This window comes from Marinobacter profundi (assembly GCF_002744715.1).
Taxonomy (GTDB): domain Bacteria; phylum Pseudomonadota; class Gammaproteobacteria; order Pseudomonadales; family Oleiphilaceae; genus Marinobacter; species Marinobacter profundi.
This window is the reverse complement of sequence record NZ_KZ319368.1, coordinates 201,984-222,898: the sequence shown is the minus strand read 5'-3', so window position 1 is coordinate 222,898 and position 20,915 is coordinate 201,984. Positions and strand designations below refer to the sequence as shown.

Below are 20,915 nucleotides of genomic sequence, written 5' to 3'. Positions count from 1 at the left end.
CCACTGGAGTGGCCTGATGGTATTGCCGTTCAGGATGAAGTCTGTGAAAGCAAAAAAAATCGTCGGGCCCGCACTGGGCCTGATGTGCGTTCTGGCGTTGCCGGCCTGCAGTTTTGTCGAGGATCGCTCGGAGCGTTACGTGGATGCGCCCGAGCGTGACCCACTGAAAGTACCGCAGGGCCTGGATGATGACCGTCTGGGGCAGGCGCTGGCAATACGGGACGTTCGTCCGGCCAGCGCCCAGCGCATGTTCAGTTCCGAAATCCCCAAGCCTCCGGATATGACCGCGGAAATCCTCGACGAGAATTACGTTGTTGAGGAACTGGATGACCAGGCCTGGTTGCTAGTCAACGACGTCCCCGGGCGGGTCTGGCCGGTGGTGATGGCATGGATGAACGAGCGGGGGTTGGGTGTCGCTGACGATAATGCGCAGCTTGGCCTGATGCAGAGTGAAGTCGTCAACTTCAGCAAGCGGGCCCGGCAACTGGTTGAACTGGATAGCGACGCCAACGCCGGTGAAGCGAAGGTGCTGGTGCAGGCGCGGATAACCCCGGGCGTGCGCCGTAAAACCACCGAGATCCAGTTGCGACGCCGTGAGCTGTCGTCAGCAGATAGCGGGCTGCTGGGTTGGGATGACGCTGACCGCACGGAGCAACAACTGGCCCTGAGCAAGCGGCTGCTGGCGGATCTGGGCGACTTCATGCGTAACCGGGATGACACCAAGTCCTATTCCCGTGCTGCCCTGGGCATGACCAGCGATCCCCGGGTCAGGCTGATCAGCGAGAACGAACAGCCGGTGGCAATCCGGCTCGATCTGGAATACGACCGTGCCTGGGCCGAGCTGCGCCGTGCCCTCGCCGAAGCCGAAGTGCCGGTAGTTGACCTCGACCGTAGCGAAGGCCAGTTCTACGTGGATTTCCGCAGCGAAGATGAGCGCAAGCCGGGTTTCTTCAGCTGGTTTGCGGATGACCCCAAGCCGGAGTACACCTTTAATGTTCGCCTTGCGGAGCGCGACGGTAGCCTGTTGGTAACGGCCGCCAGGGCGCCGGATTACGATGGCAGTGACCGGTCGTCCGCACTGTTGTCCAAACTGTTTGATTACCTCTATTAACCAACGAAGTGCCGGACGGTTTCCGGCACTTGCGGAGAGCTGAAATGGAAAAGCGCGAAGAGCTGTATGCCGGCAAGGCCAAGTCTGTTTACCGTACCGATGATCCCGAGCGGTTTGTCCTGGTGTTCCGCGACGATACGTCGGCATTTGACGGCCAGAAGGTCGAGCAGCTGAACCGCAAGGGCATGGTGAATAATCGCTTTAACGCGTTCATCATGGAAAAGCTCGAAGCGGCAGGTGTGCCCACCCATTTTGAGGGACTGCTGTCGCCCACCGAGTCCCTGGTCAAGAAACTCGACATGATTCCGGTGGAGTGTGTGGTCCGTAACGTGGCTGCGGGCAGCCTGTGCCGTCGCCTCGGTGTCGAAGAAGGCAAGGAACTGAATCCGCCGACCTTCGAGCTGTTTCTGAAGAATGATGCGCTGCACGACCCGATGGTTAACGACTCCCTGGCCATCAGCCTGGGCTGGGCCGCTGCCGACGAGCTGGCCCGGATGAAAGAGCTGACCTACCAGGTCAACGACGTGCTGAAAAAGCTGTTTGACGACGCCGGCATGCTGCTGGTGGATTACAAGCTGGAGTTCGGCCGTTGCGGTGGTGAGATCGTGCTCGGTGATGAGTTCAGCCCCGACGGCTGCCGGATCTGGGACAAGGAAACCCGCAAAAAGATGGACAAGGACCGTTTCCGTCAGGGCCTTGGTGACGTCATCGAAGCCTATGAGGAAGTTGGTCGCCGTCTGGGCATCCAGTTCGACTGACCGATGCAGCAACACAAACAACGACGATAACAACATCATCAGAAGGGTAACTTATGCGTAAACTGATCCTTGCATTCGGTGGTTCGATGGTACTGGCGGCGCCGCTGGCCTCTGCCGATGTCCTCGGCGTGGGTGCCAACGTCAGTTACTGGGATTCCGAGCTGTCCGGTGACGTGGTCAACAAGGGCTCTGCGGTAGACATCGAGAACGACCTGAACCTGAGCAGCGACAGTAACGCCAACTTTACCGCCTACTTTGAGCACCCGGTTCCGGTGCTGCCGAACGTACGGGTGAATTACGCCTCGATTTCCCAGAACGGCAGCGGCCAGATTGGCCTTGAAGCCTTCGACGGGATTTTGCCGGGAACCGATGTCGATTCCGAACTCGACATCGACCAGCTGGACCTCACCCTGTACTACGAAGTGCTCGATAACTGGGTCAACCTGGACCTGGGCCTGACCGCCCGCAAGCTGGATGGCGAACTGATTGTGCGCGAAACCTTTGTTGGTGGCAGGGTCAGTGAAACCACCGTCGATGCGGTTATCCCGATGGGCTACCTGGCTGCCCGTTTTGATCTGCCGTTTACCGGTGTGTCCGTCGGCGGTGAAGGTAACCTGATCAGCTACAGTGGCGACTCACTCCATGACTTCAACGTGTATGGCCAGTATGAGATCTCCCTGCTGCAGCTGCGCGCGGGATACCGTCAGATGTCCATTGACTACGAAGATGACGACGACAAGATGGATGTGGAGTTGTCCGGGCCCTTCGCGAGTGTTGGCCTGACCTTCTGACCTGCGGGTTCGGGACAGGATGATGAACAAGATGGAGACCAGACCTTGAAGATCCTCGTTACGGGTACCGCCGGATTCATCGGTTCACACCTGGCCCATCGCCTGCTGGATCGCGGTGATGAAGTGATTGGCGTCGACAACGTAAACGATTACTACGACGTCAAGCTCAAAGAGGCCCGCCTGGCACGCCTGACAGGCAATCCGGGCTTTACCGAGGTGCGGAAGGATGTTGCCGACCGTGGCGCGATGGAGGCAGTGTTCCGCGAGCACAAACCGGAGCGCGTGGTCCACCTGGCGGCCCAGGCCGGGGTCCGTTACTCGCTGGAAAATCCCCATGCCTATGTGGACGCCAACCTGGTCGGCTTCATGAACATTCTGGAAGGTTGCCGCCATAACGATGTCAAACATCTGGTCTACGCGTCCAGCAGTTCGGTGTACGGCGCCAATGAGGCCATGCCGTTCAGCGTCCATGACAACGTCGACCACCCGCTGAGCCTGTACGCGGCGTCCAAGAAAGCCAACGAGCTGATGGCCCACACCTACAGCCATCTGTACAACCTGCCCACCACCGGCTTGCGGTTCTTTACCGTATACGGCCCCTGGGGGCGACCGGATATGGCGCTGTTCATCTTCACCCGAAAGATTCTCGCCGGTGAGCCGATTGACGTGTTCAACCACGGCCATCACAAGCGCGATTTCACCTACATTGACGACATTGTCGAAGGCGTGATCCGTACCCTGGACCACGTCGCCGAGCCGAACGGTGACTGGAGTGGTGCCCGGCCGGATCCCGGCACCAGCAAGGCGCCGTACCGGCTGTACAACATCGGCAGCAACAACCCGGTGGAGCTGTCACGTTTTATCGAAATTATTGAAGACCGGGTCGGCAAGAAAGCCGAGAAGAACCTGTTGCCTCTGCAACCGGGCGATGTCCCGGCCACCTACGCCAACGTTGACGACCTGATCAGCGATGTCGGCTACAAGCCCGCTACCACCGTGGAAGATGGTATTGCCAGGTTTGTGGACTGGTATCGCGACTTCTACAAGGTGTGATCTCCCTCCGCCAGGCCAGTCCGCATCAGCTGCGCCTGGCTGGCTGCCCGGCTGCAAAGAACGTCAGAAACCGCCGCTCCTGAAACTGGGTCTCATGCAGGGTAGTCGGCCGGAACCTCAGCCGGGTGCCGGGCTGGCGCTGGGCGAGGTCATCCAGGCTGCGGGGCGTGACGGCGCCGAGCTTGGGATAACCGCCGATCGTCTGGCGATCGTTCAGCAGCAGTATCGGTTGGCCATTGGCGGGTACCTGGATCGAGCCCAGGCTGGTGCCTTCTGAAATCAGCGTTTTGCCAATTACTTCGAGAGCCGGACCTTCCAGCCGGGCCCCCATCCGGTCGGTCTGGGGTGTCAGGGTATAGGGCTGGCTGAAGAAAGCTTCCAGTGCCGAGGCGGGGAAGCGCTCAATCTGGGCGCAGGGAATCACCGCAAGCTCCAGTTCGCTCCGGTAATCCGGTTGCCAGTGTTCCGGTACTTTGCGGTTGGGCACTGGTTTCAGGCCCGGAGTGCAGGGCAGGTGATCGCCCTCGGCCAGCGGTCTGCCATCGTGGTGCAAGCCGCCGGTACCTTCCCGGGGAAAGGTCGCACAACTACCACCAAGCCCGGGCGTTACCTGAAAGCCGCCCAGCACTGCAAGGTAGGACCGCAGCCCGCTTTTCGGCGTGCCCAGGGTGACGGTATCGCCCGGGTGCAGCTGAATGGTGGTCCACAACGACCGCGCCGTGCCATTGACCAGGCAGGGTACCGCGGCACCGGTGACGGCAATCTGGGTTTCCAGGGTGCTGGTAAACTCAACACCCCCGAACGTGATCTCCAGGGCTGTCGTTCCATACGGGTTGCCGAGCAAACGGTTGGCCCAGGCCCAGGCGTGGCGATCCATGGCGCCGCCGGTGGCCAGTCCCATGTGCATGGCCCCCCGCCGGCCGCTGTCCTGCAGCAGGCTGAGGAATCCCGGTTTGCGAAAGGTAAGGCCCGGTTGCGACGTCACTGGCGGTCTCCGTTCTTCAGGTCACGGGTCTCCGGCTCACTGCTCACCAGATCCCTGCTTTCCGTTTGCTTGCGCGCTGTTTTCTGCCCCTCGGCTGTTCCCCAGGGCAGGTCGTCCAGTCGTCCCCCGAGCTCAAGGTATTCGTCCCGCCCGATGGCGCGAAAACGGACCCGTTGTCCTGCATCCAGCAGGGAGGGGCGCTCCCGGTCGGGATCGAACATCTGCAGCGGCGTGCGACCGATCAGGTTCCAGCCACCCGGGGAGGCGAGGGGGTAGATGGCAGTCTGGGTATCGGCAATGCCGACCGCGCCCGGCGGTACCTTTGCCCGGGGCGTGTCCAGTCTGGGCGCTGCCAGTTCCCGTGGCACTTCGCCGAGGTAGGCAAAGCCCGGGGCAAACCCGATGGCGAACACGTTGTAGGTGGCGCCGCAGTGGCAGGCGATGACCTCATCAACGGAAAGGCCCGCGCGGGCCGCGATGGAGTCCAGGTCCGGCCCCACGCTGACATCATAGAACACCGGGATCTCGATAATGTCTGCCTGCTGGTCCCCGGCGCTATTCCCGGAACTTGGTTCGCCGGCATACAGTGGCTCGGGCAACGCTGTCAGCGCAGTCTTGACGTCTGCCAGCAGGCTGGCCAGGTCGTCCGTCAGCAGGTCGTAACGCAATAGCAGTGTCGTGTAGGACGGAACCAGGTCGAGCAGCCGCGGGCCGAGCTGCTCCCGGAGGAGCGTGGAGGCATGCTGGATCCGCGTCACCAGTGCCACATCAATTCGCTCGCCAAAATGCAGGGTGATGGTGTCGGCACCGGTAATTTCGTAACGCCAGAGCATCAGTGCAGTTCCTTGAGGGCATCGCGAATGGCCCGTACGGCGGCAACGGAGTCGGCATTGTCCCCGTGAACACACAGGGTATCGGCTTCGAGCCGCAGAGGTTGTCCGTCGATGGTCTGGATCGGGCTGCCGCTGGCAAGGTTGCGGGCCTGGGCAATGATCACCGTGTCATCCTTGTGAACGGCGCCGGGAGTGCTGCGGGGCACGATAAAGCCCTGGCAGTCATACGCCCGATCCGCGAAGGCCTCCAGCAGCAGTTCCACATTATGTCGCTCGCAGGCGGCCCTGAGGTTGCGGTTGTCGGCGGTGGCCATGGCCATCAGCGCCAGCGGGTGGGGCGAGCGGCTGATCGCATTCAGTACGGCATCAAGGATGGCAGCGCTGCGCATCATATCGTTGTACAGCGCGCCATGGGGTTTGACATAGCTAAGCTCACCACCTTCGGAGGCCGCGATGTGGCTCAGTGCGCCCACCTGATAGCTGACCAGGGCGGTAATCTCCTCCGGGTGAAGTGTCATGGAGCGGCGGCCGAAGCCCTGCAGGTCAGGGTAAGACGGGTGTGCGCCCAGGGCGACACCGTGCTCCAGGGCCAGGCGCACGGTCTTGTGCATGGTCACCGGATCGCCGGCGTGGAAACCACAGGCGATGTTTGCCTGGTCAATGAATGGCATGACATGTTCATCCATGCCCATCGTCCAGGCGCCGAAGCTCTCGCCTAAATCACAATTCAATAACATGGCCGCCTCCGGATTTGTCGTTAGTGAGCTCTATTGGTGAGCACTCTTAGTGAGCGCTATAGGTGAGCACTGTATGGTGAGCCTTATTGTAAAACAGTGGCTGAAAAATATCCGATGGAGACAATTTATCGATAAAACGTTCGGAAGACAACGGTAAAATACGTATTGTTTTTAGATAAAACGTTTGACATGCCTGCTGGCAATGGCTACTTTTGGTTAAATAAAGCACAGATCTGACGTGTCTGTGCGGAGCGAGTGTGCGTGTGGTGCCGATGAATGCGCCCGGAAAACAAACAATAACGGTCCGCGGCGATGTGATGTTGCCCGGAAGTAAGGAGAAAAAGATGAAAATAAAAGCCAGGTATTTTGCTGCTGTGATGCTGTCTGCCGTGCTGGGGAGCGCCCAGGCAGAGACCAAGTGGGATATGCCAACGCCCTATGGCGATTCCAATTTCCACACCGTTAATATTCGCCAGTTTGCGGAAGACGTGAGTGCCGCCACCAATGGTGAGCTCAGTATTACGGTTCATAGTGGCGGTTCGCTGATCAAGCACCCCGAAATCAAGAATTCCGTGCGCCGTGGCCTGGTTCCGATCGGCGAGTTGATCATGTCCCGTCTCGCCAACGAAGACCCGTTGTTTGAAGTGGATTCCGTGCCTTACCTTGCCAGCAACTATGACGAAGCCTGGGATCTTTGGCAGGCCTCCCGTGATGTGCTGGCACAGCGTCTTGAGGCACAGCGCCTGAAGCTGATGTTTGCCGTACCCTGGCCGCCCCAGGGCATTTACACCCGCTTTCCGGTGGAAACCGGCGATGAGCTCAAGGGTGTGAAGATGCGTGCCTACAACAAATCCAGCGAACAGCTGGCTGAGCTGTTTGGTGCCATCCCGACCCAGGTCGAAGTACCGGATATCCCCACGGCGTTCGGCACTGGTCGTGTCGATGCCATGATTACCTCGCCGTCCACCGGCGCCAACACCCGTGCCTGGGATTACCTGAGCCACTTCAATCATGCCCAGCTTTGGCTGCCCAAGAATATGGTGATCGTCAACACCCGTGTTTTCGAGGGGCTTCCGGAGTCTGTCCAGCAGGCAATTGAGTCGGCGGCTGCAGAAGCGGAAAAGCGCGGCTGGGATGCCAGCAAGGCAGAAACCGATGCCAAGATCGCCATCATGCGTGAAAACCGCATTGAGGTTTCCGAGCCGAGCGAGGTGCTGGTCAAGCGGTTACAGGAAGTGGGCGCGACCATGGAACAGGAGTGGCTGGAGCGGGCTGGTGAAGACGGCAAGGCGCTGATTGAGGCCTACCGGGCCCGCTGATAACCACTCGTTCCAATCGTAAAGCAGGGGGCCTGTCGATGCGCAGACTACTGGATTCACTGTACCGCTTCGGTGGTTTTGTTTCGGCGTTACAGCTGATCGCTATCATGGTCATGATCGTGCTGCAGGTACTGGGCCGCCTCATCGACCTGGTCCTGCTCGCGGTCGGGTTCGACTCCCTGGGGCTTCAGGTCCCGGGGCTGGCCGAACTGGCGGGTTTTCTGTTGCTGGGAGCAACGTTCAGCGGATTGGCCTACACCCTGTCGGTCGGCGGTCATATCCGGGTTGATATTGTGCACCGCGCCATGCCGGCCAGTGTGCAGAAAGGCTTGGACCTGCTGGTAACGGTGATGGCGCTGGCTATCACCGGTTACGGAACCTGGTACTGCGCGCTGCTTGCCTGGGACAGCTATGACTTCGGTGATGTGTCCATTGGCATGGTTCCGGTGCCCCTCTGGATCCCGCAAGTGGTGATGGTGGCTGGCCTGGTGTGCCTGCTCATCGCGCTGCTCGATGCGCTGGTGGGGCTGGCAACCGGTCGTATCAGTCACCTCAAAGACGAAGCCCCTCAGGAGTAATACCATGGATATGATCTGGATGAGCCTGGTGTTGCTCGCGGGGCTTCTGATTCTGCTTGGCGCCGGGCTCTGGGTTGCCTTCGCACTGACGGCCACCGGTCTTGCGGCTCTTGCGTTCTTCAGCAGCATTCCGGTAGGCGATAGCCTGGCCACTTCCTTCTATGGCGCCAGCGTGTCCTGGGAGTTGGCCGCCCTGCCGATGTTTATCTGGATGGGGGAGGTGCTGTTCCGTTCCCGTCTCTCAGAACAAATGTTCACCGGCATTGCGCCCTGGGTTGGCCGGGTGCCGGGACGCCTGCTGCACACCAATATTATCGGCTGTGGCATTTTTGCGGCCATTTCCGGTTCGTCGGCAGCGACTGCCGCAACCATCGGCAAAATGTCGGTGCCGGAGCTGACCCGCCGTGGTTACGACCGCAAGCAGATACTGGGCACCCTGGCCGGATCCGCTACCCTGGGGCTGCTGATCCCGCCCTCCATTATCCTGATTGTCTACGGCGTTGCCACGGAACAATCGATTGCCCGCCTGTTTGTGGCGGGTATTCTGCCCGGGCTGTTATTGATGCTGTTATTTGCCAGCTATGTGGGCATCTGGTCCAAGCTGAATCCCGCCGGTGTTCCGGCGGAAGCGGAAGAGGCCCTGCCTCTGGCCGAGAAGATCCGCCGCAGCCGGCCGCTGATTCCGGTGGTGCTCCTGATTGTCGGGGTAATTGGCTCGATTTATGCCGGCCTGGCGTCTCCCACCGAGTCCGCCGCGGTTGGTGTGGCGCTGGCCCACCTGCTGTCCTGGCGCGGCGGGTCGCTGAACCGCGGTACCTTCGCGGAGGCGTTGATGGGCACGGTGAAAACCTCCACGATGATCGCCTTCATTCTGGTTGGCGCCCATTTTCTGACGGTGTCGATGGGTTTCACCGGAATTCCCCGTGAGCTTGCGAGCTGGATCAACACCCTGTCGCTGTCGCCCTACATGCTGCTGTTGGCGCTGACGGTCTTCTTCATCCTCCTCGGGTGTTTTCTGGACGGCATTTCCGTAGTGGTACTGACCACCTCGGTGATCCTGCCCATGGTGCAGGCGGCGGGCATCGACCCCCTGTGGTTTGGAATCTATCTGGTGATTGTGGTGGAAATGAGCCAGATTACCCCACCGGTCGGGTTCAACCTGTTTGTGATTCAGGGTTTGACCGGTGAGAACATTTTCCGGGTGGCCATGGCCGCGCTGCCTTATTTCCTGCTGCTGCTGGCAGGGGTGCTGCTGATTACCGTGTTCCCGGAGATCGTGACCTACCTACCCGGTCAAATGGGGAATTGATAGACTCACGCCGGCCCGGCCCGCCAGGCCGGATCTTAAGATACCGAACAGGATGGTGGTAGGCGTATGAGCAAGATTCCAGACATCGAACCAGGCGTACCTGCGCCCGGGAGGTCGGTAGGGCCGATTGTGTCCTCCTCTCATCTTTCCGGGCGTGCAGCGGAGCTCTCGGAGCTCGAATTCGGGTTGATTGTTGCGGGCAATGCCTTCAATCGCTGGATGGTACGCTGCATGAATGCGGCCGGGCTCGCCGATCTCAGCCCCCTGGATATCCTGGTGCTGCACAGCGTGAACCACCGGGGCCGATCCAAGAAATCCGCGGATATCTGCCTGGTGCTGAATGTCGAAGACACCCACACCGTCACCTACGCACTCAAGAAACTGCTGAAACAAGAGGTGGTGGCGTCCGAGCGGCGTGGCAAGGAAACCTTCTATTCGATTACCGGGAAGGGCGAGGCGATCTGCCGGACCTACGCTGAGATCCGGGAAAACTGCCTGGTGGATTCCCTCCGCACCCTCGGGTTCTCAAATACTGACCTGGGCTCCATCGCGAGTTTCCTGCGGGGGATCTCCGGGCTCTACGATCAGGCGGCTCGTTCGGCGGCGTCCCTGTAACACCGCCAGTATCGCAGTTGGCGTGCTGGCCATTGACACCTTGATCATCAAAACTATCGTGTAATCAGAGGGCTACCTCATCCTTTTGGCCACTATGGTGACCTGCCGGCCTCGGTTAGGATAGCGCCTTGGCAACTGCAATCCCGGGATGGAACACGACACTCAGTGAAGAGACGCGTCGGGCAGTATCTTCCACTGAGTCAAAAGGTTCCTCCCGGTGTGCATCAGAGCTGTATTTGGTGCGGTTGTCGCCCTGTTGTTCAGTCTGGGTCCGGCCCTGCCTGCCGTTGCGGCTGTGCGCCAGACCAGTTCCGGCATCTGCCATCCTCCGGAAAGCCGGTATTACGACGGCCTTCGTAGCTACACCCCCCACCCGACCCTGCAGGAGTGCCTGAACAGTGGCGGCCGCCTGCCGGCCAATTACCAGCCGGTCCAGACACCGGCGGCCAACGCCGCCGACGATGGCAATGCGGGCTACCAGCGCAGTGAATTCGGCAGTGGCTGGGCGGACGAAGACGGCAACTGCCGGGATTCGCGGCAGGAGGCCCTGGTGGCACAATCCACAGGGCCGGTTCGCTTCAAAGGGCAGGGCGCGGAGTGTCAGGTCAGTGCCGGCCGCTGGATATCGCCGTTTACCGGCAACGTCATTCACGACCCTTCCGCCATCGACATCGATCATGTGGTGCCGCTGAAGTGGGCCTGGAACCGCGGCGCCAGCAACTGGAGCCGGGAACAACGCATCCGCTTCGCCAACGATCCCGTCAATCTGCTCAGCGTCGAGGCCAGCCTCAATCGCCAGAAAGGCGCCAAGGGGCCGGACGAATGGCTCCCTCCGGCCGGCCAATGCCAGTACATTGCCCGTTTCCTGCGGGTGGCGCGTACCTATGGGCTGACCCTGGCAGACGCGGAGACGCAGGCTTACCAGCAGATCAAACAAAGCGCCTGCCGGCTGTCGCGCTCAGAGCAGCAAGCGGCTACGGATCACTGACCCGGTGTGAGATCGTTCAGCCGCTGGGGCAGGTCAAAGCTGACCCGCCGGCGACTCAGCGGACAATCAAACGCCAGGTGGACGGCCAGCAGTTGCAGGGGCACCGGGGCGGGCTGGCCATACAGCCGGTCGCCGACAATGGCGTGACCAAGTCCGGCAAGGTGTCGGCGGATCTGGTGCTTGCGGCCGGTCTCAATCGTCACCTGCAACAGGCTGGTGGGGCCGGACTCGTCAAGGCTCAGCGTGGTGACGCGGCTGAGCGCGGGCTTGTCGTCTACCGGAGCATCGATCAGCCGGTCGGTGGCCTCGAGCAGGCCGGCGACCCGGGCCTGGTACACCTTGGTCATGGTCCGGCCGGAGAACAGCTGGGACAGCGCCCCGGCGGCCCGGGCATCGTGGGCGATCAGCATCAGCCCGGCGGCGTCCCCGTCGAGCCGGTGGACCAGAAAACAGTCCCGCTTTAACTCCACCTCGGCCCAGCGCAGCAGGCTGCAATGGTCCCCCCACTGGGACCCCTGGGCCAGCAAGCCGTGGGGCTTGAACCACACCGAGTAGCGACCACGGTCTTCCAGCAGCTCCGCCGCCTCCGGTTTGCGGGCCAGCACGGCGTCGTCGTAGAACAGTTGTAACCGGGTTCCCGCCTTCACCTCACGCTTGGCCTTGCGCAGCCGCACCTGCTTGCCCTTGTACGTCCACCAGCAGGCGCCCTTGGCCATGGCATCTTTGATGCGCTGCTTGGGCAAGCCCGAAGCCTCTGCAAGGGCGTCGACGGCGGTCTGGTCATGTTGCAGGGTGAGGTCAGTGGTGGTTCGCATGGTGTAAGGCTGGGCTCTGGCCGGGTTAGAAATTCTGCGGATTATACTGGAAATCGCATAGTCGCCGGGCAAAACTCTGCGGCTGCCGGCTAGTATCATTGTGGAATCAACAGAACAGGTAACTATCCCATGAAAGGTTTGCTGACCGGAATCCTGATGCTGGCCCTTGCCGGCTGTACCGGTATCCCCGACCGCATCGAGCCCGTCACCGGCTTCGACGCCGAGCGCTATCTGGGTACCTGGTATGAAATTGCCCGCCTTGATCACTCCTTTGAGCGTGGCCTGAGCCAGGTGACCGCTGAATACACCCTGAATGACGATGGCAGCATCCGGGTGATCAACCGCGGCTATGACGCCGAAGCCGGAGAATGGAACGAAGCCGAGGGCAGGGCAGTTTTCGTGGGTGACCGCGATGTGGGGCACCTGAAGGTGTCCTTCTTCGGACCGTTCTACGCATCCTACGTGGTCTTTGAGTTGGATGATGATTACTCAACGGCGTACATCACCGGTTACAAGCGCGACTATCTTTGGCTGATGTCACGGACGCCGGTGGTGAGTGAGGAGGTGCTGGAGGCGTTCAAAGCGCGGGCGGTGGCGGAAGGGTTTGAGCTTCGTGAGTTGATTGTGGTGGAGCAGTCAGGGCCGAAATAAGAAAATAAGGGCACAAAAAAAGCCAGTTCTCACGTCGCCGCAAGTAACTGACTTCTTTCGCAGGAATGGTAGGACCACCCGGATTCGAACCGGGGACCTCTACCATGTCAAGGTAGCGCTCTAACCAACTGAGCTATGGTCCTGTGTCCTGCAACGGGGACGCAATATACTGATTCGGATGAGCGTGGTCAACTTCTTTTGTCGCCATTACTGAAATTCGGTTGCGGCGGGCGTCTCGTGTTCGTTTCGTTGGTTGATTGTTGTCAATTGGGGCTTGGCATTTTGGCGTGCCGGGTCTAGGATATCTGTTAAAGTTATAAGCTAAGAATAAAAAGAAATAACATTGCCCGGAAAATGATCAGCAAGCCGGGTGGCAACGACAGGTATCAGCGACAACAACAAACTACCACGAGGAGTGCTCCCGATGGACGTTCGTCAACTTACCCCGTTCCTTAGTGTCAGCCCCCAGATGACGGCGGCGGACGTTGGCTTGGCGGCTTCGATGGGCTTCAAAGCCATTATCTGCAACCGTCCTGACCAGGAGAGCCATGATCAGCCCGCAAATGACGAGATTCGCGCGGCGGCGGAGCGTCATGGTCTGGCATGGCATTACCAGCCGGTGATTTCCGGCCAGATTACCGATGAGGATGTGGCCCGTTTCCGCGAGATGATGCAGACCCTGCATGGTCCGGTGCTGGCGTTCTGCCGTACCGGCTCCCGATGCAGCACATTGTGGGCGCTTGCGGAAGCACCCAGGCTGGATGTGGAAGCGATTCTGAAAGCGACGGCAGCAGCCGGCTATGATTTGACGGCCCAGCGCGACCGGATTCAGGGTCTGGCCACCTCGCCCGGTAAGCAGGGCGCGGGCAGGGCAGGCGGCGGGTCGGGCAAGCTGCATGACGTGTTGATCATCGGTGGTGGCGCCGCGGGCCAGTCCGTGGCCGGCAGTCTGCTGCGGCGGCAGCCGGGGCTGGACATTGCCATCGTGGAGCCCCGCTCGGAGCATTATTACCAGCCCGGCTGGACCCTCGTCGGGGGGGGCGTATTCGAACGGGCGGAAACCATGCGACGGATGGTGGATGTGATGCCCCGGGAGGTGCACTGGTACCAGGCGGCGGCGTCGGCATTTACGCCTGAGCAGCGTCAGGTGGTGCTGGAAGACGGTGAAAAGATCGGCTATCGCATCCTGGTGGTGGCTCCGGGGCTCACCCTCGACTGGGACGCCATTCCGGGCCTGCGGGAAACCCTGGGTCGCAACGGGGTTACCTCCAACTACCTGTTTGATCTGGCGCCGTATACCTGGGAGCTGGTGCAGAACACCCGCAAGGGCCGGGCGATCTTCACCCAACCGGCCATGCCTATCAAGTGCGCGGGTGCTCCGCAAAAGGCGATGTACCTGTCCTGTGACCACTGGAACCGCAAAGGGTGGCTGAATAACCTCGACGTCGAGTTCTGCACCGCCGGTGCCGCCCTGTTTGGGGTGGCGGACTATGTTCCGGCCCTGCAGGAATATGTCGGCAAGTACGGCATCAACGTGAATTTCCAGAACAACCTGATCAAAGTGGATGGCGACGCCCGGACGGCGGTGTTCCGGGTCACCGATGGAGAAGGCAACACCTCCGAGGTGGAGAAGACGTTCGATATGCTGCACGTGTGTCCACCCCAGCGGGCGCCCAAGTTTATCAGCGAGAGCCCGCTGGCGGATGCCGCCGGCTGGATTGATCTCAATCCGGAAACCCTGCAGCACGCCAGATACGGCGACATTTTCGGTCTCGGTGATGCCGGCAATACCCCGAACGCAAAGACCGCTGCAGCGGTGCGCAAACAGGCGCCGGTGGTGGCCGAGAACGTTCTGCTGGCGCTTAAGGGCGAGGCCCCCAAGGCGATCTATGACGGCTATGGCTCCTGCCCGCTGACGGTGGAGCGCGGCAAGATTGTGCTGGCGGAGTTTGGCTATGGTGGCAAGTTGCAGCCCAGCTTCCCGTCCTGGCTGGTCGAAGGTACCCGGCCGAGCCGGTTTGCCTGGTTGCTGAAAGAGAAGATGCTGCCGTGGATTTACTGGAACGCGATGCTCAAGGGGCATGAGTGGATGGCCGGGCCGGAGATTCTGGCCCACCGCCCCGCCGACCATGAGGTCGGGGAGGCGTGTGATTTCGGCGGTCGCAAGCCGTAACGCAAGCCTTAACGATGGTTGCCGGGAAGAATTACAGGGCCCCGCGGTGAGTCCTGCGGTTCAGCCAGCCTTTCAGGGCCTTGCTGAGTGCGCCCCAGCGGTTCACCAGCAAGGCCATGAAAATCAGCCCGCAGCCGCCCAGCTGCACCAGCGTCATCGACTCACCAAACCAGCCGGCGGCAAACAGCGCGACCCACACCGGTTCCAGGACCAGAATCACCACCCCGTGGCTGTGAGCCGACAGGCTCTGGGCGTACGTCTGCAGCAGGAAACGACCGGAGGTGCCGATCACAGCACTCAGTACCACCCACCAGACCAGTTCGGCGGAGACGGAATCTAGCGTCGGCTGCCAGGCCTCCATAACGAAGGATTCCACCAGGGTCACGGCACCGACGGTGAGCAGGGTGATGGCGGTCAGCGGTAGTGCCGGCACCTTGTGTTTCTCCACGGTTTCACCGCGGCGGTTAACCACCGTGCGCTGGTTGGCGGTCCGGGTATTGAGGGTGAAGAACAGGGCGAAGGTGCAGGCTCCTGCCACGAAGAACAGCTGGCCAGCTTCCGGACGGAAGCCGTTCTCCAGCGACAGCAGCGCCAGGCCACTGACCGCGATGGGCACAGCCAGCCAGGTGCTGAAGGGCTGAGCCTCCCGGAAAATCAGACGTGCCAGTACCGGCACAATCACCACACCCAGACTGGTCAGAAAGGCCCCTTCACCCAGGTGAGTGCCATGGAACAGCCCCATCACCCAGAACGTCATGCCAACACCGAAGACCAGGCCCACCGAAATGCTCCGCAGTATCTGATCGCGGCTGAGCCGGCGTAATGGCCGGTAGGCGGCAATCGCCAGAATCAGTCCTGCCAGCAGAAAGCGAACCGCCATGAACAGCAACGGCGGCATCAGCGCGACAGCTTCCTTGGAAAACATCCAGCTGATGGCCGCTAGAACGGTGACGATGACCAGAAACAGATCGGATTTAGTGGCGTCAGACATGAAATGGAAAACCGCAGTGAAGAATTGGCGACTGTTCTGGACAGGTTGGGTGTGCAGTTTATCACGAGGGCAGTGGAAAAAGATCAGGGCAAGCCGAAAGTATATAGTTTGCGAACGAATGCTTCTCAGCGTGGATTAGGGGTTCCGTGTCCGGCTGCGCCCTGCAATTGCCAAATCCAGCTTGCTCGGCTGTAATGATGAGGAATTATTGCAGTACTTGGAGAGGCTCCAGCGATGCGATACATGCAAACGTTTAACCGGCGGCTGCCGCAATTGCGGGAGTCCCGGCAGTTATCGCGGCGGGACGTGGCAGCAATCTGCGGTGTGGATGAGGCGAGGGTAGCCGGTTGGGAGCACACCGATCCCCGGCTGCGGAGCTACCCTGCGGTGGCGGAGTTGATGGACCTCTGCCTGCAAACCGGCACACCACTGGACCAGTTGCTGGATCTGGAGCTGGAGGGCGATCAGTGCCAGCTTGAATTGCCGGGCCTGGCGTTCAGTGACAGCACCGACCTGTCGGTTGCACTGGCGGAGCTGGAAAGCGTCATCGAGCGCCTGCAACTGACGTCCGAGGAGCATGAACTGTTACGGCGGTTTCGCAGGGCATCCAGCGAGAACCGCCGCATGATACTGCAGTTGCTGGGGCAATAACCGGCGGGGCCTGTCCAGGCACCCACCGGCAGGCCGGCGGTCAGAGCCCGGCCTTGTAGATGTTCTCGTAAACGTAGTTGGTGGCCTCGACGAAGCCGTCGATGCTGCCGCAGTCAAAGCGACGGCCTTTGAATTTATAGGCCAGCACGCAACCGTTCTTCGCCTGCTGAAGCAGCGCGTCCGTAATCTGGATCTCACCGTTTTTGCCGGGCTCGGTGCGCTCGAGGATATCGAAGATATCCGGCGTCAGGATGTAGCGGCCAATAATCGCGAGGTTGCTCGGGGCATCTTCCGGGGCCGGCTTCTCCACCATGTCGGTGATGCGGTACAGGCCGTCCTTCATGGATTCGCCGGCGATCACCCCGTACTTGTGGGTTTCGTTCTCCGGTACTTCCTCAATCGCCACGATGGAGCAGCGGAACTGGTTGTACAGCTTGACCATCTGGGTCAGCACGCCGTCCCCGCCGTCGGTTGCAACACAGAAGTCGTCGGCCAGCACGACCGCGAACGGGTTGTCGCCAATCAGGTTGCGCCCGGTCAGGATGGCATGACCGAGGCCCTTCATTTCATTCTGCCGGGTGAAGGCGAAGCTGTTGTTGTCGATAAGCTCGCGAATCGACGTCAGCAGGTCTTCCTTGCCGGAGCCGGCGATCTGGTGCTCCAGCTCATAACTGATGTCGAAGTGGTCTTCGATGGCGCGTTTGCCCCGGCCGGTAACGAAGCCAAACTCGTGGATGCCGGCATCCGAGGCTTCTTCAACGCCATACTGCACCAGCGGCTTGTTGACGATCGGCAGGATTTCCTTGGGCATGGCCTTGGTCGCCGGGAGAAAGCGGGTGCCATAGCCGGCTACCGGGAAGAGGCACTTTTTGATCATAGCGTTCGTCCTTAGGTTTTTTGGTGCGCTGCCACCGGCCTGGTGACAGAAAAGTCGTGTTCCGCACGGTCAGTTGCACGGAATGAATCATAAAGTGTGCCGAGTTTAACCAAGTTGCTGCCGTAAATGGAGTGCCAGAGGCGGAATCCCGGTCTTTTGTCAGCGAATGAACATTTGTTAACCTTTTGTTGCGCTGGGAAATATTCAGAAACAACTTGCGAATGTCGCTGTAATAGACTGTTTTGGCGAAGATTAAAAATGTAAAGTTTGGCAACTTTGACTGGTGAGTGACCGGTTGTTCATATACCTTGAAAGCCGTTAGCCAAGCCATCTTTTTAATCCCGACAGCAGCTCTGCCCGCCGTTACCGGCTGCAGGGAAGGATCATTCGTGACAAACAGACTGGTACATGCACTGTTGTGGTGCGTGTTGAGTGGCGTGACTGCCGCTGCCCAGCCCCCGACCGACACTTTCGGGCCCTGGCAGGCCGGAACCGCGAACTGGCAAGGCAGCAGCGCCAATTTGCTGGATTCGGCGATCGCCTATGTCAACGACTTGGACGCCAGAGCGGACAGCGACAGCGACCCGGTGGCCGGACCTTCCGGCAACAACTCCCTGGCGGACCTCGAGAACGTTTTGTTTATCCCGGCCAGTGAGTCGGGCAGTAACAAACATCATTGGTTGCTTTCCCACCTGGAATTATCCGGGGACTCGCGCCATACCCGGGAGGGTGTCAACGGCCGCCTGCAGCTTGCCAGCCAGAACCTGATCTGGTCGCAACATGCCCTCGGGGTCAATTTCAACAACTCGGCCTCCCATCGGGAAGGCGAAGCCCACAAACGCCTGGCGTTTCGCTACGCGTTCCCGGTTGGCCGGCAGCGGATTACCGTGCGGGTTGAAAATGCCGACTTCGAGAATTCCGGCACCCGCAACGGGATCCGCTACGATACCAGTGGCAGCCACCGCACCTTCGAATTGTCCGGGCGACGGCCGCTGTTCGATTTTCACGGCGTTCACATCAACAGCCTGTTCAGTCACTCCACGCGCAGCAGCGAATTGTATGAAGAGTCCGAGTGGGTGGAGGACTCCTCCCGTCAGCTGTCCACGTTCGGGCTGCAGGGGGCCGGTCATCGTGAACTGATGGCCGACATTGACCTGAACACCAGCTTTACCGCTGTCAGCGGACTGGAATTCCAGGGCGCCGATTACGGTTTTGAGACAGCAACGGAAGAGGAGCGCTTCCACAAGCTGCTGCTGTCGGCCTCGCTGTCGAGGGAAGTGCAGAGCTGGCGGATCGGAGTGGACGGACGGTACCAGTTCGCGCCCGACGATCTGCCCGAGTCCCAGCATTTGCTGGTCGCTTCCTCCTCGCTGGTGTCCGGATTCAATGGCCAGTCCCTGTCTGCGGCAGAGGGTGGCTGGTTGCGGCTGGATGCCCGGAGCCCGGGCTGGTCCGTGCCCTATATCAATGGCCTGAGGTCCCACCTCCGGATGTCGCTGCTGCGGGGCTGGGTTCCGTATTCCCGTTCCCAGTCAGACCGCTATGGCCAGACCAGTGCCGGCCAGCTTTCGCTGCAATTCAGTGGCCAGGCGTTCAGTGCGGACTTCAGTGTGGGCCAGCTGCTGGATTCCTCCAGTGTCGCGGCCGTGGTGCCGGATTCTCCCGATCTTTCGTTGTCGCTCACCATGGGCATATAATTGACCTTTCCCCGCGCTTACCAAGTTGTCACTTGAGGGCGGCGGCGTTGCCAGTGTTTCATAGGGCACTCAGCAACACAGGGAGGTCGGCGAACCATGGTTTCAGGGAGCATTGGTTCAGGGAAGAGGCTGCTCATTCTGCTTACGGCGCTGGTCTTTGCGCAAGCAGCCTGGGCTTTTGACTACAGTGATGTAGTAGAACGGGCCAGGGAGCGGGCAGCGTCCGCCTGGTCTGCTCCGAAGCCCGTGCCCGATTTCCTCCGCAATCTGGACTACAGCGAGTTCCAGGCCATTCGCTTCCGCCCGGAAGCCAGTCTCTGGCGGGATTCCGCGTCGCCCTTCCAGGTCATGTTGATGTCTCCCGGCAGCTACTACGGCCATGCGGTGCGGCTCAATGTAGTCGACGGTGACCGGGTTTCCACGGTCTCCTTCGATAAGTCCGTGTTCGACTATCCTGGCCCGGAACTCGCCAAGCGGATTCCGGCAGACCTGGGCTACGCGGGTTTCAAGTTAACCTTCCCATTGCACGACAAGGCCACTGCCAACCAGTTTCTGGTGTTTGGTGGTGCCAGCTATTTCCGAGGCGTCGGGCGTGACAACCGGTTTGGACTGTCCGCACGTGGGTTGGCGGTCGATACCGGGCTGCCGTCCGGGGAAGAGGTCCCGGCCTTTACCGATTTCTGGCTGGAGAAGCCTGCGGCTGGCAGCGAGTCGATGCGGGTATACGCGCTGCTGGACGGACCGCGGGTTACCGGCGCCTATCGCTTCGACATTCAGCCGGGAGCGGCTACCGAGGTGAGGGTGAAGGCGGAGTTGTTCTTCCGTGACAACATTCAGCAACCTGGTATCGCGCCGCTCACTTCGATGTTCTATTACGGCGAGAATACCCCGCGGCCGGTCGGCGAGTGGCGCCCGCAGGTCCACGATTCCGACGGCCTGCTGCTGCACGACAGTCATTCCGGTGAATGGCTCTGGCGGCCCTTGCTGAATCCCGCAAACCTGCGGTTGAGCTATTTCTCGGTGACCGGGCTCGGTGGCTTTGGCCTGCTGCAGCGGGATACCGGTTTTGACCGCTTCGAGGATGCCGAGGCCCGTTACGACCAGCGTCCTTCGGCCTGGGTCCGCACCGAGGGTGACTGGGGCCCGGGGCATGTCGTGCTGGTGGAGATCCCTACCCGGGGAGAGACCAACGACAACATTGTGGCCTTCTGGAAACCCCAGGGCGAGGTTCGCAGCGGTGACCAGCGTACCTTCGAGTACACCCTGACTTTCGGCAACCCCGCCATTGCCGGGGAGCCCCTGGCTTACGCTCGGAATACCTTTGTAGGCCTGGGCGACCGGGTGGGCGGCGGTAACGTTGCCGGGGCGATCCGGTTGATTGTGGACTTTGCCGGCGGCCCGCTGGAGGGACTCGCTGCGGATGCGCCGGTGGTCAGCCAGGTGACAGGTCTGGAAGATACCGAGGTCATCGAACACTTCGTGGAGTACCTGCCGGCGAGCGACTCGTGGCGGCTCTCCATTCTCGCCCGGCCCCAGGGCGAAAAGGTCCTGGCGCTGAGAGGCTTTCTGTCCCAGGACGGCCGTGCGCTCACCGAAACCTGGAACTATGAGCTGCCCCATGGTTCCGATCTGCGCAGGGAAACTGAGTAGCCTTCAACCTTCAATCCTCAACCCCGTCCCGTAGCAAGTACCGGAACCGCAAGGAGGGAACGATGCCGGATACCGTTTGTCAGCAGGCCCTGGACCGTGTTCTGACCTACCTGGACCAGGCCGGGGTTGCGCTTTCCGACGATGTTTGCCGGCGCGCCCTTAACCTGGTGGATGCGGCCTTGCTGGAGGCCCGGACCTGCGGCGGCGATGTGCTGCAAGCGGCGATGGACCGGCTTCCGGGTTATTTCGACTTGCCGCAACCGGCAGCGCCCACACCCTGGCCGCCGCTGGCCCGCGGCAGCATCGGTTATCGCCATGACTGAGCGGAGTCCC

At 60.7% G+C, this 20,915-nt stretch carries 22 protein-coding genes and 1 tRNA gene; 15 read left to right on the top strand and 8 right to left on the bottom strand.

Going from position 1 to position 20,915, the window contains the following annotated elements:
* Positions 1-34: 34 nt before the first annotated feature.
* Genes bamC through CLH61_RS03950 form a run of 4 tightly spaced genes read left to right on the top strand, consistent with a single transcriptional unit; the run spans position 35 to position 3,713 of the window.
* Positions 35-1,111, top strand: coding sequence for an outer membrane protein assembly factor BamC (bamC, locus tag CLH61_RS03965; protein WP_228152521.1), 1,077 nt, complete (start codon positions 35-37; stop codon positions 1,109-1,111).
* 44 nt (positions 1,112-1,155) lie between these two features.
* Positions 1,156-1,869, top strand: coding sequence for a phosphoribosylaminoimidazolesuccinocarboxamide synthase (gene purC, locus CLH61_RS03960; RefSeq protein ID WP_099613414.1), 714 nt, complete (start codon positions 1,156-1,158; stop codon positions 1,867-1,869).
* 53 nt (positions 1,870-1,922) lie between these two features.
* Positions 1,923-2,660, top strand: a complete 738-nt coding sequence (locus CLH61_RS03955) for a TIGR04219 family outer membrane beta-barrel protein (protein WP_099613413.1) — start codon at positions 1,923-1,925, stop codon at positions 2,658-2,660.
* Positions 2,661-2,705: 45 nt separating this feature from the next.
* Entirely contained in the window at positions 2,706-3,713 is a 1,008-nt protein-coding gene (locus CLH61_RS03950; RefSeq protein WP_099613412.1) for an NAD-dependent epimerase, read from the top strand.
* Positions 3,714-3,738: 25 nt separating this feature from the next.
* On the opposite strand, the gene CLH61_RS03945 is transcribed toward CLH61_RS03950, so the two are convergent.
* Genes CLH61_RS03945 through CLH61_RS03935 form a run of 3 tightly spaced genes read right to left on the bottom strand, consistent with a single transcriptional unit; the run spans position 3,739 to position 6,268 of the window.
* Entirely contained in the window at positions 3,739-4,698 is a 960-nt protein-coding gene (locus CLH61_RS03945) for a 5-oxoprolinase subunit C family protein (RefSeq protein WP_228152520.1), read from the bottom strand.
* Positions 4,695-5,531, bottom strand: a complete 837-nt coding sequence (gene pxpB, locus CLH61_RS03940; RefSeq protein WP_099613411.1) for a 5-oxoprolinase subunit PxpB — start codon at positions 5,529-5,531, stop codon at positions 4,695-4,697. The genes CLH61_RS03945 and pxpB overlap by 4 nt, the downstream gene beginning before the upstream one ends.
* A complete protein-coding gene (locus CLH61_RS03935) occupies positions 5,531-6,268 on the bottom strand; it encodes a 5-oxoprolinase subunit PxpA (RefSeq protein WP_099613410.1) in 738 nt (245 codons plus the stop codon). The genes pxpB and CLH61_RS03935 overlap by 1 nt, the downstream gene beginning before the upstream one ends.
* A gap of 344 nt (positions 6,269-6,612) precedes the next feature.
* Here CLH61_RS03935 and CLH61_RS03930 point away from each other — a divergent pair, with 344 nt between their 5' ends.
* The 5 genes from CLH61_RS03930 (at position 6,613) to CLH61_RS03910 (ending at position 11,077) form a co-directional block, all read left to right on the top strand.
* Positions 6,613-7,587 carry a TRAP transporter substrate-binding protein gene (locus tag CLH61_RS03930; RefSeq protein WP_228152519.1) on the top strand — a complete coding sequence of 325 codons (975 nt, stop codon included), beginning with the start codon at positions 6,613-6,615 and terminating at the stop codon, positions 7,585-7,587.
* A gap of 38 nt (positions 7,588-7,625) precedes the next feature.
* On the top strand, positions 7,626-8,165 hold the full coding sequence (locus CLH61_RS03925; RefSeq protein ID WP_099613408.1) for a TRAP transporter small permease: 540 nt from the start codon (positions 7,626-7,628) through the stop codon (positions 8,163-8,165).
* Positions 8,166-8,169: 4 nt separating this feature from the next.
* The gene (locus tag CLH61_RS03920; RefSeq protein ID WP_099613407.1) at positions 8,170-9,474 is read left to right on the top strand and encodes a TRAP transporter large permease; all 1,305 of its coding nucleotides are present in this window, start codon (positions 8,170-8,172) and stop codon (positions 9,472-9,474) included.
* A gap of 66 nt (positions 9,475-9,540) precedes the next feature.
* The gene (locus tag CLH61_RS03915) at positions 9,541-10,089 is read left to right on the top strand and encodes a winged helix DNA-binding protein (protein ID WP_099613406.1); all 549 of its coding nucleotides are present in this window, start codon (positions 9,541-9,543) and stop codon (positions 10,087-10,089) included.
* A gap of 217 nt (positions 10,090-10,306) precedes the next feature.
* Positions 10,307-11,077 carry an HNH endonuclease family protein gene (locus CLH61_RS03910; RefSeq protein ID WP_228152518.1) on the top strand — a complete coding sequence of 257 codons (771 nt, stop codon included), beginning with the start codon at positions 10,307-10,309 and terminating at the stop codon, positions 11,075-11,077.
* Here CLH61_RS03910 and CLH61_RS03905 read toward each other — a convergent pair.
* Complete coding sequence (locus CLH61_RS03905) at positions 11,071-11,892, bottom strand: RluA family pseudouridine synthase (protein WP_099613405.1); 822 nt, start codon at positions 11,890-11,892, stop codon at positions 11,071-11,073. The two genes, CLH61_RS03910 and CLH61_RS03905, sit on opposite strands and share 7 nt — an antisense overlap.
* Positions 11,893-12,021: 129 nt before the next feature.
* On the opposite strand from CLH61_RS03905, the gene CLH61_RS03900 reads away from it, so the two are divergent.
* Positions 12,022-12,543, top strand: coding sequence for a lipocalin family protein (locus CLH61_RS03900; protein ID WP_099613404.1), 522 nt, complete (start codon positions 12,022-12,024; stop codon positions 12,541-12,543).
* A 66-nt stretch (positions 12,544-12,609) separates the two neighbouring features.
* On the opposite strand, the gene CLH61_RS03895 is transcribed toward CLH61_RS03900, so the two are convergent.
* A tRNA-Val gene (locus CLH61_RS03895) sits at positions 12,610-12,686 on the bottom strand.
* Between the two features lie 281 nt (positions 12,687-12,967).
* On the opposite strand from CLH61_RS03895, the gene CLH61_RS03890 reads away from it, so the two are divergent.
* Positions 12,968-14,716 carry a bifunctional protein tyrosine phosphatase family protein/NAD(P)/FAD-dependent oxidoreductase gene (locus CLH61_RS03890; RefSeq protein ID WP_099613403.1) on the top strand — a complete coding sequence of 583 codons (1,749 nt, stop codon included), beginning with the start codon at positions 12,968-12,970 and terminating at the stop codon, positions 14,714-14,716.
* Between the two features lie 31 nt (positions 14,717-14,747).
* On the opposite strand, the gene CLH61_RS03885 is transcribed toward CLH61_RS03890, so the two are convergent.
* Positions 14,748-15,707 carry a DMT family transporter gene (locus tag CLH61_RS03885; protein WP_099613402.1) on the bottom strand — a complete coding sequence of 320 codons (960 nt, stop codon included), beginning with the start codon at positions 15,705-15,707 and terminating at the stop codon, positions 14,748-14,750.
* 234 nt (positions 15,708-15,941) lie between these two features.
* Here CLH61_RS03885 and CLH61_RS03880 point away from each other — a divergent pair, with 234 nt between their 5' ends.
* Positions 15,942-16,358, top strand: coding sequence for a helix-turn-helix domain-containing protein (locus CLH61_RS03880; protein ID WP_099613401.1), 417 nt, complete (start codon positions 15,942-15,944; stop codon positions 16,356-16,358).
* A gap of 40 nt (positions 16,359-16,398) precedes the next feature.
* On the opposite strand, the gene galU is transcribed toward CLH61_RS03880, so the two are convergent.
* A complete protein-coding gene (galU, locus tag CLH61_RS03875) occupies positions 16,399-17,232 on the bottom strand; it encodes a UTP--glucose-1-phosphate uridylyltransferase GalU (RefSeq protein ID WP_228152542.1) in 834 nt (277 codons plus the stop codon).
* Complete coding sequence (locus tag CLH61_RS18530) at positions 17,114-17,566, bottom strand: hypothetical protein (protein WP_228152517.1); 453 nt, start codon at positions 17,564-17,566, stop codon at positions 17,114-17,116. Before CLH61_RS18530 ends, galU begins: the two co-directional genes overlap by 119 nt.
* A 58-nt stretch (positions 17,567-17,624) precedes the next feature.
* On the opposite strand from CLH61_RS18530, the gene CLH61_RS03870 reads away from it, so the two are divergent.
* The 3 genes from CLH61_RS03870 to CLH61_RS03860 all read left to right on the top strand — a co-directional run bounded on the left by CLH61_RS03870 (position 17,625) and on the right by CLH61_RS03860 (position 20,905).
* A complete protein-coding gene (locus tag CLH61_RS03870) occupies positions 17,625-18,932 on the top strand; it encodes a ShlB/FhaC/HecB family hemolysin secretion/activation protein (RefSeq protein ID WP_099613399.1) in 1,308 nt (435 codons plus the stop codon).
* Positions 18,933-19,028: 96 nt separating this feature from the next.
* Positions 19,029-20,582, top strand: a complete 1,554-nt coding sequence (locus tag CLH61_RS03865; protein ID WP_099613398.1) for a glucan biosynthesis protein G — start codon at positions 19,029-19,031, stop codon at positions 20,580-20,582.
* A gap of 62 nt (positions 20,583-20,644) precedes the next feature.
* Positions 20,645-20,905 carry a hypothetical protein gene (locus tag CLH61_RS03860; RefSeq protein WP_099613397.1) on the top strand — a complete coding sequence of 87 codons (261 nt, stop codon included), beginning with the start codon at positions 20,645-20,647 and terminating at the stop codon, positions 20,903-20,905.
* The last annotated feature ends 10 nt before the right edge of the window (positions 20,906-20,915 follow it).

Excerpts from the sequence above, each read along its gene's own strand:
- bamC (WP_228152521.1), top strand. The coding sequence starts at position 35 with ATGAAGTCTGTGAAAGCAAAAAAAATCGTCGGGCCCGCACTGGGCCTG.
- purC (WP_099613414.1), top strand. The coding sequence starts at position 1,156 with ATGGAAAAGCGCGAAGAGCTGTATGCCGGCAAGGCCAAGTCTGTTTAC.
- CLH61_RS03955 (WP_099613413.1), top strand. The coding sequence starts at position 1,923 with ATGCGTAAACTGATCCTTGCATTCGGTGGTTCGATGGTACTGGCGGCG.
- pxpB (WP_099613411.1), bottom strand. The coding sequence starts at position 5,531 with ATGCTCTGGCGTTACGAAATTACCGGTGCCGACACCATCACCCTGCAT.
- CLH61_RS03935 (WP_099613410.1), bottom strand. The coding sequence starts at position 6,268 with ATGTTATTGAATTGTGATTTAGGCGAGAGCTTCGGCGCCTGGACGATG.
- CLH61_RS03930 (WP_228152519.1), top strand. The coding sequence starts at position 6,613 with ATGAAAATAAAAGCCAGGTATTTTGCTGCTGTGATGCTGTCTGCCGTG.
- CLH61_RS03925 (WP_099613408.1), top strand. The coding sequence starts at position 7,626 with ATGCGCAGACTACTGGATTCACTGTACCGCTTCGGTGGTTTTGTTTCG.
- CLH61_RS03920 (WP_099613407.1), top strand. The coding sequence starts at position 8,170 with ATGGATATGATCTGGATGAGCCTGGTGTTGCTCGCGGGGCTTCTGATT.
- CLH61_RS03915 (WP_099613406.1), top strand. The coding sequence starts at position 9,541 with ATGAGCAAGATTCCAGACATCGAACCAGGCGTACCTGCGCCCGGGAGG.
- CLH61_RS03905 (WP_099613405.1), bottom strand. The coding sequence starts at position 11,892 with ATGCGAACCACCACTGACCTCACCCTGCAACATGACCAGACCGCCGTC.
- CLH61_RS03900 (WP_099613404.1), top strand. The coding sequence starts at position 12,022 with ATGAAAGGTTTGCTGACCGGAATCCTGATGCTGGCCCTTGCCGGCTGT.
- CLH61_RS03890 (WP_099613403.1), top strand. The coding sequence starts at position 12,968 with ATGGACGTTCGTCAACTTACCCCGTTCCTTAGTGTCAGCCCCCAGATG.
- CLH61_RS03885 (WP_099613402.1), bottom strand. The coding sequence starts at position 15,707 with ATGTCTGACGCCACTAAATCCGATCTGTTTCTGGTCATCGTCACCGTT.
- CLH61_RS03880 (WP_099613401.1), top strand. The coding sequence starts at position 15,942 with ATGCGATACATGCAAACGTTTAACCGGCGGCTGCCGCAATTGCGGGAG.
- CLH61_RS18530 (WP_228152517.1), bottom strand. The coding sequence starts at position 17,566 with ATGGCTTGGCTAACGGCTTTCAAGGTATATGAACAACCGGTCACTCAC.
- CLH61_RS03865 (WP_099613398.1), top strand. The coding sequence starts at position 19,029 with ATGGTTTCAGGGAGCATTGGTTCAGGGAAGAGGCTGCTCATTCTGCTT.
- CLH61_RS03860 (WP_099613397.1), top strand. The coding sequence starts at position 20,645 with ATGCCGGATACCGTTTGTCAGCAGGCCCTGGACCGTGTTCTGACCTAC.